Source organism: Methylobacterium sp. HMF5984 (assembly GCF_045033435.1).
In the GTDB taxonomy this organism is placed as follows: Bacteria; Pseudomonadota; Alphaproteobacteria; order Rhizobiales; family Beijerinckiaceae; genus Methylobacterium.
In genome coordinates this window covers 607,681-620,305 of the sequence record NZ_JBJFLN010000001.1, presented here as the reverse complement: position 1 = coordinate 620,305, position 12,625 = coordinate 607,681, and the positions used below count along the sequence as shown (strand labels likewise).

Here is a 12,625-nt window from a genome sequence, read left to right as displayed (position 1 = left end):
CCACGCGACCTGCCTCCGTGATCTCCCACTCCCGTGATCCGTCTGCCCAACCGGCTCCGGTCGGCTCAACAAGACCCACCTTCATCAGCCCGGGGATTTCCTGGTCCCCCTTGGCATATCGACGTGGTCCGCCAGCCAGTAGCGTCAGCCGGTAATGCTGGCTGGGCCGCAGCTTACCTTTCATCTTATCGAGCCCTCACGGCGCCTTCTGCTCCCGGAACTGGATGCCGACCCCTCCCCCGTTCTCGGGCTAACGGTTTCGCCCCCCTCGCGGCGAACGCGGAACGTTGTTGCTCTGTCTCCATTCCGCCAGCGCCTCGGCAACGGTTTTCATTCCAGACGTGGGTGTCTTCAGAGCATCAATCCACACGTCTAAATCCTGACGGTCAAACCGCTCCAGGCGCTTGTCGCAAAAATCAATCGGGGCCACCGAACACCGCGCTGTGGAAGCTGCCGCTGACAGGCCGCAGTACGATGCCGCCTGCGCCCTGGTAAGGAGGCGAACAGCCGGGAGAGGCATACCATGCTATCTCGATCAAGCGTTACTGCACGGCCGCCGGGCTCGATGCCTCGACGTTCGGGGCGCACAGCCTGCGGGCCGGCTACATCACGTCTGCGGCAGAGCGCGGTGCGGACCTCGCCCGCATCATGGATCAGTCGGGCCACCGCGATCCACGCACGGTGGTCGGCTACATCCGCCGGGCGAACGCCTTCAAGGGGCACTCGGGGAGTGGGTTTTTGTAATGTGTGGGCTGGGGGATCAAGATGGGCTATTTTGGCTCAACGATGCGCAATGGGATATAATTTCTGCTTACCTTCCTGATGACAAGCAACCAAGATCGAACGATCGCCATGCACTATCAGGCATTATCTACGTTTCTATGAATGGGCGTAGATGGACAGATTGTCCGAAAGCGTACGGCTCACACAGCACTGTATATCAACGTTTTCGTCGCTGGCGTCATCGGCCATTTTGGACTCAGATGCTCCTAGCAATGGCAGAAGCGGGTTGGCACGAGGAGGCTCGTGCCATGGATCCTTTAGCAATGACTTTGGTTCGACCGACACGTGGGCGCAAGCCGGATCGGGCATGGCGTCAATCAAGAATACGTCGATTGGCCGACCGAACCAAAGACACGATTTGTGAGACAGATTAGTGAGCGTCCATCGGCAGAAGACGCTCAACGACCTCACCACTTGTAAGCGAGACTAGCGACGACACGACGGGCGTCGCCGTAGAAGCATGATAGAGACGACTGGCATGAAGAGACAAAGCGTCGGTCAGCGATGTTGGTCGCGTTGACAGTCAGACGCCACCGGTCCCAGTTGTAGTGCACCTGCGCGTCGAACAGCACGTATTCTGGCACCCGCAACGTGTTGAGCGTGTCGGCATAGGATCGGCCAATGTAACGCACACCGCCACCGAAGCCAAAGCCGCGCCACTCGCCGACGGGGATCGTGTAATCAAGAAACAACGATGCGAAGTTCTCAGGCACGTTGACCGGAACCTTGCCAATAGTGGCCGGGTCAGCGCTCCTCTCCGTGGTCAGGCCGTAGATGGTGTAGGCCGCGACCGCGTTCAGGCCTTCGGCGAGGTTCAAGGTGAACTGCGCCTCGAAGCCCGTGGAGCGGACTTGTCCGATCTGGGACGAGAAGAAGGTGTTCGGAACGGGTGTCTGAACGTTCTGGCGATGGATGTCGAAGCCGGCGAGCGTCAGGAAGTAGCCCGCGCCTATTGGCTCGAACTTGACGCCGCCCTCGATCTGATCGCCCGTCTCTGGCTTAAACGCTTGGTTGTTGGCGTCCGTCCCAAGTAGCGGCTGGAACGAGGTCGAGTAGCTGATGTATGGTGCCAGCCCGAAATCGTAATTATAAATTAACGCTGCGCGATAGGTGAAGGCATTGTCGCTGCGACCGTTGCTGCTGGCCCCGGCGGCAAGCTTGTCGACCACGCGGTTGTCCGCGAAGTCCTGGCGGCCGCCGAGGACGAGCGTCAGACGATCGGTGAGCTTGATCTGGTCCTGAAAATACAAGCCGAGCTGCGTGAAGGAGTCCGCGTTGACGAGGTAGGGCGAGGGACGGCCCGTCGCTGGTCCATAGCTCGGATTGATGATGCTAATATCGGGCACAGCATAAAAGTTGCCGAAATTAGTACCCTGGTTGTCGTGCAACTGAAAATTCTTGTAGTCGAGCCCGAAGAGAAGATCGTGACGAAACAGGCCATCGGAAAAGCGTGCTTCAGCTTGGTTGTCGATCTGAAAGATCCCAATCTTGCTCGATGTCAGGAACTGATAGCGGGCAAGCCGGGTCTGGGCGGCATCACTGTAGCCGAGCTGTCCAATGTCCGAGTTCTGGAAACTTTCGCTGAACGAGTAGCGCAAGTTCTGCCGGATGGTCCAGGTCTCGTCGAAGGCGTGCTCGAACTCGTAGCCAGCTGAGGCCTGTTGACGGCGGAATGTATTGAAGTTGGCATCACCCAGGTTAAGCGAACGCGGGATGTAAAGGCCCGAGAGGTTCCGGCGCACGGTGCCGGAGTAGGGCAGGAAGTTTGAGGTCACGGCCGTGTTGTCGTACTGGTAGCTCGTCAGCACGGTCAGCTTGGTCGCTCCATCCGGCTTGTAGGTTAAGGCCGGCGCGATGTAGCCGCGATCCTCCGGCGCACCGTCGACCTGGGTCCCCCCGGTGCGACCGAAACCAGTCAGCCGGTAGAACCAGTGTCCCGACTCGTCGGCCGGACCGCCGACATCGAAGGCGGCGTACTTCTGATCGAATGAGCCGCCGCCGACCTCGACGTAGCCGAATGGATCCAGCGTCGGGCGCTTGGTGATCTGGTTGATGATACCACCCGGCGATCCCGCACCGAACAGAACAGCCGCGGGTCCACGCAAGATCTCGATGCGCTCCAGGCCGAAGGTTTCGACTTTGAAGGTACCGAACCCGTAGTTCAGGAGTTGCAGCCCGTCGCGATAGATGCCGTAATCGCTCGCGACGAAACCGCGGATTGTGAAATAGTCCACACGGGAGTCGGCTCCAAAGGTGCCTGAATAGACACCGGCAACGTACTGCGTCGCCTGGGTTAGGGTTTGGGCCTTCTGTGCATCGATCTGCTCGCGGCCGACGACGGTGATGGATTGCGGCGTCTCGATCAGCGGCGTGTTGGTCTTCGTCGCAGTGGCCGAGCGAGTCGCAACGTAGCCGTCCACCGGACCCGTCGGACTTTCGATCCGGCGTACGGCAGCGCCTGGCGTCACGGACGCGGCCGGACCGCCCTGACCTTCGACAGTCAGCGTCTCAAGCTGCACGCTTGCCTCGGCCGGAGGATTGGTGATGCCACGGCGCGGTGACGTCGCCTCCTGTGCGAGCGCAGCAATGCTCAGGCTTGCAAGCGACACACCGGCAAGAGCCACACGAGCTACCGCGCCACGCTGCTTGTGGAAGATGTTTGGCCGAAAATCACACATGATACCGCCCCAAAGACATACGCCAGCGCCGGCCTGCCAAGCCAACAGGTCGTAGTTTATAACAATCCTAAACTGCTGATTTAACTAGCGTTTCTGGCCTCTGGCTACGGACAAGCCAGGCGAGAGACAAGGGGGGATCAAACAGGCATACGGTCGGTGTGACGGTTCTGCAACGCAGGGTCACTGCCTCAATTGGCAGATCAAGGTCGCGACACCATCAAGGATTGCTGTTAATAACACTCAGGCCATCCACAGTTTAGTCCAATTCTAAAGTAATTTCGGAGCGTTTTATGGGCTTTTTGCTTTGAGCGTACTTCGGCACTCCGTACGACGGCGTTCTAGCTCGAATGCGCCCGACGAAGGCCCCTCCGCTTCGGTGCGGGCCACCTCGCGGGCAAACAAACCTGGATCGCCGTCTCGGCGATCCCGCGCCCCATCATAGGCGATCGTCACCGATGCATACGGTTCGAACGCTGGCTTGGGTACGACCCCTCGTCCCGTTCTTCTGCCTCTACATCACGTTCGGCACGACGCTCGGCTTCCTGTCGAGCGGCGCACCCCTAATCCTTCGGGCACGGGGGATCGAATTGGTCCAGATCGGCCTGCTGCAGCTGATCAACCTGCCCGTCGGTCTGACCTTCCTTTGGGCAGTCGCCGTCGACAGGATCCGGCTTCCCCGTCTTCCGCACCGCGTCGGCTGGATCGCCGTAATGCAGGCCGCGACCATCGCGCTACTCGCTGTGCTGAGCCTAGGTGAGACGTGGCCGCTTCTCGTGCTGCTCGGGGTCGCGGTGGCGACCTGCTTCTGCGTAGCGACCATGGACGTCGCTTTGGAGGCGCTCGTGGTCGAGACTGTGCCTGACGACCGGCGCCCCTACGCGGCCTCGGCCAAACTCTGCGGCGCCTCGCTCGGCGGCGCCGCCGGCGCCGGCCTGCTCATCGCATGCTACGAGGCCATCGGCTGGCAGAATGCGGTTCTCGCCGTCGCCGGCCTCAACACCCTTTGCCTGCTACCAATGTTGCGCTACCCCGAGGCGCGCCTCCGGCGGCCGGACGCCGCGGCGCGGCACGAGAACGGGTCCCTTCGCCGCCTCCGCATCCTAGCGCCGCAGGTGCTGGTGCTGGGCCTGTACTTCGCGGCGATGTTCGCGGTGTCAGGCGTCAACAACCTCGTGCTGCTCGATCTCGGGGTGCCGCTCTCCGAGGTGGGGTTCGTGACCGGCAGTGTCGCGCCGATCATCAACTTCGTCATGGCGGCGTTCTCGGGCACCCTGGTCCGGCGGGTTGGGACGATCCGCCTGATCACCATTTCGGCCGTCGGCGTGATCGCCTGCGGCAGCGCGATGCTGGCGGCGAGCGCCGCTGGCTTATCCAGCCTCGCCATCGCGGCGACGATCCTCGGCTTCGTCTGCGGCGGCGGCCTCGGCGTGCCGGTATTCAACACGATCTATCGCTGGGCACAGGGGCCCCGCCCCGCGACCGACTACGCGCTGCTGTTCGGGGCCGCGTTCTTCGCCGCGATGCCGCTGCGCGTAGCGGCTCCGGCGCTAGCCGGCCTCGTCGGCTGGGCAGCCTATTTCGCCCTCGCGATCCCGTTCTACGCCGTCGCGGTCCTGTGCCTGCGGGCGGCGATCGGCCGGACTCTGGACGGCGATCGCGCCATGGGGCTCGCATGATCGAGGCGGTGATCGCGCAGGTGCCGGCCTCGCTCGCGACTTTCGGCGGCCGGATCGCCGCGGGGCCAAGCCGTCCCGGCGCCCGGTCGCTCTCGACCCTGCGCGCCCGGGCGGCTTTCGACGCCGTGATCAACGCGTTCGGCGAACCGTTTGGACCGGTGGACCGGCGCGCGGTGGTCTCGCTCTGGACCCAGTCCTACCTCGCTGCCCTGATCATCCCGTACTTCACCGCCCTGAGCCGCCTCGGGCAGGCGCTCCCGATCGCCTTCGATCGGACCGGGTTCGAATGTGACGAGACCGGGACCGTTTCGCGCTTCCTGCTCTTCGATGCCGATCGCCCGCCGGCGGGGTCCGAGGCCGCGCTGGTGCCGCTCGTCGATGGGCACCTGCGGCCGTTCTTCGACCTCTGCCATGCCCATTCGGGTTTGTCGCGCCGCGTGCTTTGGGGCAATGCGGGCGTCGCCGCCGACGTCACCCTACACGCATTGAACCTCGATGCGGGACTCGCCGCGCCGATCGCGGCCCAGGCTCAGGCATGCCTCAGCCGTTGCGATGCGGACGCCTTCGACCGCTGCCCGTTGGCGCAGGCCTTCGCCGCAGGGGAGCGCCGCCGCCGCGTGTGCTGTATGCGCTACCGGCTGCCCGGCGTTGCCTCCTGCGGCGGCGCGTGCCCGATCGATCACTCGAAAGCCCCATGCTGAAGGCCTTTCTCGCCTATTACCGCCCTCATCGGACCCTGTTCCTGATCGACTTCGGCTGCGCCGTCCTCTCGGGCCTGCTGGAGCTTGGCTTCCCGATGGCGGTGAAGGGCTTCGTCGACGAGCTGCTGCCGCGCCAGGACTGGACGCTGATCCTCGTCGCGGCGGCGGCGCTGGCGGCGATCTACGTCGCGAATGCCGGCCTGATGGTGGTGGTAACCTACTGGGGCCACGTGCTCGGCATCAACATCGAGACCGAGATGCGGGCGCGCGCCTTCGATCATCTCCAGGAGCTCTCGTTCCGCTTTTACGACAACCAGAAGACCGGCCACCTCGTCGCCCGGGTGACCAAGGACCTGGAGGAGATCGGCGAGGTCGCCCATCACGGGCCGGAAGACCTGTTCATCGCTGTCATGACGCTGGTCGGCGCCTTCGCCCTCATGATCCTCGTGCATCTACCACTTGCCCTGCTCACCGCGGGCATCGTGCCGGTGATCGCCTTCGTTAGCCTACGCTACGGCGGCCGAATGACCCGGAACTGGCAGGCCCAGTACGGTCGGGTCGGCGCCTTCAATGCACGCATCGAGGAGAATGTCGGCGGCATCCGCGTGGTGAAGGCCTTCGCCAACGAGCCGCACGAGAAGCGCCTGTTCGCGAGCGACAACCGGAAGTACCGCGAAACCAAGCTCGAAGCCTATCGGATCATGGCCGCCAGCCTGTCGATCAACTACCTCGGCATGCGGCTGGTGCAGATCGTGGTGCTGCTCGGCGGCGCAGCCTTCGTAGTGCGGGGCGAACTCTCACCCGGAGGGTTTGTCGGCTTCCTGTTGCTCGTTGGGGTGTTCTACCGGCCGCTGGAGAAGATCGGCGCGGTTGTAGAGACCTATCCCAAGGGCATCGCCGGCTTCCGCCGCTACTCCGAGCTAATGGCCACGGCGCCGGACATCGTCGACCGGCCCGGTGCGGTGGCGGTCTCGACCCTGTGCGGCAACATCCGCTTCGAGGGCGTGCGCTTCGGCTACACGGCGGATCGCCCAGTCCTATCGAACCTCGACCTTGCGATCGACGCTGGCGAGACCGTAGCCTTCGTCGGCCCGTCGGGGGCCGGCAAGACCACCCTCTGCTCGCTCGTCCCGCGCTTCTACGAGGTTGAGGCGGGCCGCATCACGATCGACGGCCTCGACATCCGCGACGTGACGCTGGCCTCGCTGCGGCGGCAGATCGGCATCGTTCAGCAGGATGTGTTCCTATTCGCTGGCACGATCCGCGACAACATCGCCTACGGTCGGCTCGACGCGGGTGAGGCCGAGATCGTAGAGGCCGCGCGCCGGGCCAAGCTCGACGCGCTGATCGACGGCCTGTCGGACGGCCTCGACACAGTGATCGGCGAACGCGGGGTGAAGCTCTCGGGTGGCCAGAAGCAGCGCCTCGCCATCGCCCGCGTCTTCCTCAAGAACCCGCCGATCCTGATCTTGGACGAGGCTACCTCCGCACTCGACAGCGAGACCGAACGAGCGATCCAGGACTCGCTGACCGAACTAGCAAAGGGCCGAACGACGCTCGTCATCGCCCATCGCCTCGCTACGATCCGCAATGCCGATCGCATCGTAGTGGTGGGCCCGGGCGGCATCGTCGAGCAGGGGCGCCACGATGCGTTGCTAGCTGCTGGGGGTACTTATCACCGCCTCTACGAGGCACAGTTCGCCCATCGCTTCGAGGATGGAGGCGCATCGGTCGCCGCTGAGTGATCGAACCCTCCAGCAGTCCATATCAACACGCCGCGACATGCCGCGCCTCCCACTCGTCCGCCGTCAGCTCGGGACTGGTGACGCACAGGACGCCGTTCGTGATGATGCCGAGGCTGTCGGCGATCCACGCCTGCCAGTCCTCGACGTAGATGTCGGGTCCGACGCCTGGGGGGCGATCGGTTAGGATCAGGGTCGGGGCGCCTTCGCCAGCCTGTCTTCAGTTCATGCGGCCGGCCGCGCGCTCCTCGGCGACATAGCCGATATACCAGTCGAGTTGGTCCGCAAGCTGGTGGTCTTCGAGGCTGGGTGAAGCCCGGAACGCCTCTGCGGCGGCATTGACCGATGGGTAGCCCTCACAGACCACAACAAGGCTTTGATTGATGTCGTCGTTCAACTCATCCTCGGACATGCGGTCGAAGCGATTGACGCTCTGCTGCTTCTCGATCTTGCGCAGGCGGAGGTCGATGACGCGGGAGGTCATTGCTGCATTCCTTCTTCGAGGCGGGCGAGGCGCTGATGCAGGTCCGTGACCTCGATCGCACGAACATGGGCGTCCACGGCCTTGCCGATGTCGGCGGCTTCGGACGGGGTTAGCTCGCCGGCTGCGATGGCTTGCAGGAGGGCGTGTGTGGCCTTTGGCAGGTCGGCCGTGGTGTCGATCGCCGGCAGATCGAAGATGACATGCCGGTCCTTCCGAACCGGCGCGAGGCGGTCCATGCAGAGCCGCAGCGCCGGGCCGTCACCGTCCAGGGCGAGTTCGATGGCCCTGCGGGTCAGGGCCTCAGCTTCACCTTCCAGCAACGCCTCCATGGCAAGCGTCGTCCGGTGACGAGCACCTTTGGGGCGTCCGGCCGGATTGCCACTCTGGCCTTGCTCGAAGGGTTTTCCGTTGCCTCGCATCGTCAACACTCAGGAGATTGGCTGGCTCAAACTACAGCCCGGTTACAGCCAGGTTGGCACGTCCTCACCTAAATATAGCACCAGCCAAGAGTTTTCGCGATAAGTCCGAAATTGTACTGTGGAGGCCAACAGGGGAGTGCGCGTTTATTTCGATTGACCAGCGCCTGACCTGACCGGTATTTTGGACCGAGCCAATTGAGAGGCTACTGCATGGTGGCGGCCATGGGTAGCCGGAAGGCTAGACCCGGGTAGCTGACGGGCGCGGGCGGCCGATAGCCCAGCGACGAATGCGGTCGAACGCGGTTGTAGGTGGTTTGCCATAGACCGATCACGATCTGCGCCTCCTTCAGCGAGTAGAAGATCTCCTGGCGTAGGCACTCGTCGCGCAGCTTGCCGTTAAAGCTCTCGCAGTAGCCATTCTCCCACGGGGATCCTGGCGCGATGTACTGGATCTGTGAGCCAGCTTTGGCGACCCATTTGCGCAACGCCTTGGAGATCATCTCTGGGCCATTGTCGCAGCGAATGTGCTCCGGGATGCCGTGCAGGCACATCGCGTCGGCCAGCGCCTCGATCACGCCGACGCTGTTGATGCGCCGCGCCACCTTCAGCGCGAGGCAGGCACGGCTGTGCTCGTCAATCAGCGTTAGGATGCGCAGGCTGCGGCCATCGTGCGTCTGGGCTTGCACGAAGTCGAAGCTCCAGACGTGATTGCGATGAAGCGGTCGTAGCCGCACGCAGGAGCCATCGTTCAGCCACAAGCGGCTGCGGGGTCTATGTCGGCTGGGGACCTTCAGCCCCTCGCGACGCCAGATGCGCTGAACCCGGTCTTTGCCTACCTGCCAGCCGGCTGCCTGTAGCAGCGCGGTGACTCGGCGGTAGCCGTAGCGTCCGTACTCGGACGCCAGGGCGATCATGGCCTGGGTCAGTGCATCCTCGTCGGCCAGCACGGTAGGCGCGTAGCGTTGCGTGCCGCGGTGCTGGCCGACGATCCGACAGGCGTAACGTTCCGAGAGGCCGTACTTCTCACGGATGCCGTTCACCGCCTGCCTGCGTCGCTCGGGGGCTACAAGTTTCCCGAGGCGACGTCCGCCAGCACCTGCTTCTCTAAAGAAAGGTCGGCGACGAGCCGGCGCAGACGAGCGTTCTCGCGCTCCAGATCCTTCATCTTCCTGGCTTGATCGACCTGAAGGCCGCCGTACTCCTTGCGCCAGCGGTAGTAACTCTGCTCGGAGATCTCCGCCTCCCTGCATGCAAGGGCCAAACTCTTGCCCTGGGCCGTCTGCACCTCAATCTGACGCAGCTTGAGCACGACCTGCTCCGCGTTCGTCTTCTGGCCTCGCCGCATGTCCAACTCCTTTGGTCCTGGCTGATCCTCTCAATCAGCCCGGTCCAAAGCCAGCCGGTCAGGCCACTCGACGACCGCGCCGCGCACACCGCGCCACGATCCCGCTTCCAGGTCGAGTTGGAGGACCACATGTCTGAGGAGTACGCGGACCAGACCCTTCACGCTTTGATCTCATGGGGCCGCTACGCCGAGGCCTTCGCCTACGACGAGGCGGCCAGGACCTTCAGCCTGGAGGACCCCAAATGAGGACGCGCCGGCACTCGCCCGTGACGCTCATGGTGCTTGGCTTGCTCGCCCTGTCGAGGATGGTGCGGCGCCGCAGCGTCTCGGCTTTCAGCGAGGGCCGGCTCGGACCGGGCCCGACGCGTCTTTTCCTCGCCGTCGCGGATGCGCTCACATCTCGGGCCGCGTGGATCGCGCTTCGAGCGGGAACTGGAGCGCATATGGCTCGGAACGCCTCGGGACCCGCCCGAGACCGAGTGTAGGCGACCACTTCATCGCGGGTTTGCCGGCCTGTAATGGTGGTCGCGATGCGAACCCTGCCGGTCGGTCTGATGGCGGCAACTCTGTGGCCGGGCTCGGGGCTCATCGCCGTCATGGCGATCGCCGCCTGCGCGGGCCTTTCGGCGGCCTTGCGAAGGCAGAGTCCCACAGGCACACGGCTCACGGACTGGGACGTCGCCGTCGCACTGTGTTTCTGCGCCGTCGTGTTCGAGGGCATCCTGTCGTAACCGACTCCAAGGGATGCGTCCGGAAGCGGGGCCTCGGTTCCCTCGCGACGCTTCATTCTACGCAACCCCTCTCACTCGTGGGTCGACGATTACTCCTGGCAGCCCCGTGATCTTGAATCGATAGGCAGCGCGGGGCGTTGCGCCGAAGCTTAACAGGTTTGCCAACCATTTCAGACCGGCAGACCTGAGTAAATTTCGATTTCCTTGGTGGAAACCTTTTTGGGCGGAAGGCGGATCTTTGGGTCGGCTATCAACAGACATGAACCGCTCCCGCTAACGTGCAGGAACACAACGATGTTGGTGATCTAAATCGCTGCGTTCGCAGATCGTCCCGACGGACCTTAGCATAGCTCCGTGACGCCGGTCGCAAGTATCATTATCAGCTTGGCCGATGAGGTCAGAAGTTCGGGCGTCGGGCTTCGACCGTAAGACCTATGTCCGCTTAAAGACATCCCGTGACTGAAAGCAGCCAAGCTGCTGCCCAACATGAGCAGTCCTCCCGCAACGGACCCATGTCAGGCATATCGATGAACGTCGAGGCTTTCCTAAAGCGGTCAAAACCGTAGTCTGACGTGACAACCGCGCTAATCAGGACCTCGATTCCCGAAACATTAATTTAATAGACCGGCGCCGTACTGAAGCCGCGGAAAGTGCAGTTATTAGAATTTTTGGCCTATACGAGGCGTAAGAGACTTTTCTCTTGTGTGTCCTTAACATTGCAAAACCGCCTTACCAGCTTTATTAATTACTGAGTCTGACAGATGCCACTGCTGTCGAAAACAACTGCAGCATGGCGGCGGTGATGTCACCGCCCGACACTACAGGGAAATACAGCCCGTCCGATGCACAGGCTTTGAGAGCGGGACCGATGTTCGTTTCATAAGGCCGAACATAGGAATTGTAAAAATCATTATCGTAGATCGGAAGATACTGCGTGTAAATGATGCCGATCCTGACGTTATTATTCTTCAGTGCGTTACAAGTCGAAGGGCTAAACGGACCAATGAACCGATTGCTTTGATATTGAAATCCTGCGCTTTGATTGGTTACGCTGCCGCCGGTGTCCTCGACGCCATCAGTAACAAAAAACAAAAACCGGATCGGTGAAGCTGACGTGGTACCCGTGCCGCTGGCAGGGATGGTAGAGTTCATCTTTGCGATAGCGCGCTCAAAGTCCGTTTGATTATCGGATTGATTATAATAAGCATATGCGATATCTATACTGCTTGTAGCGGACTTTATCTGACTAAGCGTCGGAGTCATCGACTGCAATCTGGTCTGTGTCGTGGAGTCGTTGAACGTCCACATCTCCATCTGGAATTGTTGAGATAACGACATGCTCGAATTGGCTTGGTCCACCAAGGCAGAGACGGCATCCCTCAGAACCTGTATGCGAAGTTTGATATTATTTTTCTGCGCAATGTGATAGTTGTCATTCTGACTATCGCCAGTAATGTTTCCTTTGCTGTCGAATGTATGTTGATGGCAGGCAAAGGCACAGCCTCCCGTGGCAATCTTCATATTGCTAACGTCAGTATCGGTGGCAGCCAGACCCATCGAAGGCGAATTGTCTAGGAGCAGGTAAAAATTGATGTACTGAAACAGATTTCTTGTGCTCGATGACGATCCGCTGATATTCATCGTCATGATATTCATCATTGACGCCAAGCTAGTTTTGACAGTTGCAGTATAATTTGCCGTCAAGCTTAAAGACGAAGCCCCGTTAACCGGTGAACCTGGAGTGAAGGAAGTGACCGCGATGCCGGGAACCTTGGCGGCTTCGGTACGAAACTGCGTTTCCATATTTTGGAGGTTGGTTGTCGAAATAGTGTTACTCTTCTGCGACATCACCGCCAGCACGGCTCCGTCCAGAGCCGCGTCAAGCTGCGCTTTGGCGGCGTTACGTCGCCCATAATCAACCGCCGCGGCAGAGGCGAACAGCACCGGTATGGCCACGAGAGAGAAGATAAGAGCGACCTGGCCAGATCGAGCGCGCGTATAGCTTCGCGCTGCTCGCCTGAGCCAACAGCTTACCTGATCCAGCGGTAGGGACACGGCATTCTCTC

12 protein-coding genes are annotated in these 12,625 nt (G+C 61.8%); 7 read left to right on the top strand and 5 right to left on the bottom strand.

What is annotated here, in order from left to right; genetic code table 11:
* Positions 1-528 precede the first annotated feature (528 nt).
* Together ACFZ8E_RS02935 and ACFZ8E_RS02930 are read left to right on the top strand one after the other, a co-directional pair.
* Positions 529-744 (top strand): tyrosine-type recombinase/integrase, encoded by a 216-nt coding sequence (locus ACFZ8E_RS02935; RefSeq protein WP_405044317.1) that lies wholly within the window; start codon positions 529-531, stop codon positions 742-744.
* Positions 744-1,157, top strand: coding sequence for a transposase (locus ACFZ8E_RS02930; protein WP_405041974.1), 414 nt, complete (start codon positions 744-746; stop codon positions 1,155-1,157). Before ACFZ8E_RS02935 ends, ACFZ8E_RS02930 begins: the two co-directional genes overlap by 1 nt.
* 33 nt (positions 1,158-1,190) lie before the next feature.
* Here the strand turns inward: ACFZ8E_RS02930 and ACFZ8E_RS02925 are convergent, their stop codons facing one another.
* Positions 1,191-3,461, bottom strand: a complete 2,271-nt coding sequence (locus tag ACFZ8E_RS02925; RefSeq protein ID WP_405044316.1) for a TonB-dependent siderophore receptor — start codon at positions 3,459-3,461, stop codon at positions 1,191-1,193.
* A 455-nt stretch (positions 3,462-3,916) separates the two neighbouring features.
* Between ACFZ8E_RS02925 and ACFZ8E_RS02920 the strand changes: the two genes are divergently transcribed.
* From ACFZ8E_RS02920 to ACFZ8E_RS02910, 3 genes are read left to right on the top strand one after another with little or no spacing between them, the layout of a single operon-like run.
* Positions 3,917-5,137 carry an MFS transporter gene (locus tag ACFZ8E_RS02920; RefSeq protein WP_405041973.1) on the top strand — a complete coding sequence of 407 codons (1,221 nt, stop codon included), beginning with the start codon at positions 3,917-3,919 and terminating at the stop codon, positions 5,135-5,137.
* On the top strand, positions 5,134-5,838 hold the full coding sequence (gene fhuF, locus ACFZ8E_RS02915; protein WP_405041972.1) for a siderophore-iron reductase FhuF: 705 nt from the start codon (positions 5,134-5,136) through the stop codon (positions 5,836-5,838). Before ACFZ8E_RS02920 ends, fhuF begins: the two co-directional genes overlap by 4 nt.
* Positions 5,832-7,583 (top strand): ABC transporter ATP-binding protein, encoded by a 1,752-nt coding sequence (locus tag ACFZ8E_RS02910; protein WP_405041971.1) that lies wholly within the window; start codon positions 5,832-5,834, stop codon positions 7,581-7,583. The genes fhuF and ACFZ8E_RS02910 overlap by 7 nt, the downstream gene beginning before the upstream one ends.
* Positions 7,584-7,800: 217 nt before the next feature.
* Here ACFZ8E_RS02910 and ACFZ8E_RS02905 read toward each other — a convergent pair whose 3' ends face one another.
* The 3 genes from ACFZ8E_RS02905 to ACFZ8E_RS02895 all read right to left on the bottom strand — a co-directional run bounded on the left by ACFZ8E_RS02905 (position 7,801) and on the right by ACFZ8E_RS02895 (position 9,828).
* Positions 7,801-8,064 carry a hypothetical protein gene (locus ACFZ8E_RS02905; protein ID WP_405041970.1) on the bottom strand — a complete coding sequence of 88 codons (264 nt, stop codon included), beginning with the start codon at positions 8,062-8,064 and terminating at the stop codon, positions 7,801-7,803.
* Positions 8,061-8,483, bottom strand: a complete 423-nt coding sequence (locus ACFZ8E_RS02900; RefSeq protein WP_405041969.1) for a DUF5681 domain-containing protein — start codon at positions 8,481-8,483, stop codon at positions 8,061-8,063. Before ACFZ8E_RS02900 ends, ACFZ8E_RS02905 begins: the two co-directional genes overlap by 4 nt.
* A 203-nt stretch (positions 8,484-8,686) precedes the next feature.
* Positions 8,687-9,828, bottom strand: a protein-coding gene (locus ACFZ8E_RS02895) for an IS3 family transposase (RefSeq protein ID WP_405041968.1) whose coding sequence is annotated in 2 segments (ribosomal slippage) — positions 8,687-9,561 and positions 9,561-9,828 — 1,143 coding nt in all. Because the reading frame shifts where the segments join, the coding sequence is not laid out codon by codon here.
* On the opposite strand from ACFZ8E_RS02895, the gene ACFZ8E_RS02890 reads away from it, so the two are divergent.
* Both ACFZ8E_RS02890 and ACFZ8E_RS02885 read left to right on the top strand, forming a co-directional pair.
* Positions 9,754-10,074: an AAA-associated domain-containing protein gene (locus ACFZ8E_RS02890; protein WP_405044315.1), complete on the top strand. Its 321-nt coding sequence runs from the start codon at positions 9,754-9,756 to the stop codon at positions 10,072-10,074. The genes ACFZ8E_RS02895 and ACFZ8E_RS02890 overlap by 75 nt on opposite strands.
* Positions 10,075-10,358: 284 nt before the next feature.
* Entirely contained in the window at positions 10,359-10,559 is a 201-nt protein-coding gene (locus ACFZ8E_RS02885) for a hypothetical protein (protein ID WP_405041967.1), read from the top strand.
* Positions 10,560-11,300: 741 nt separating this feature from the next.
* Here the strand turns inward: ACFZ8E_RS02885 and ACFZ8E_RS02880 are convergent.
* On the bottom strand, positions 11,301-12,614 hold the full coding sequence (locus ACFZ8E_RS02880; RefSeq protein WP_405041966.1) for a TadE/TadG family type IV pilus assembly protein: 1,314 nt from the start codon (positions 12,612-12,614) through the stop codon (positions 11,301-11,303).
* Positions 12,615-12,625 lie beyond the last annotated feature (11 nt).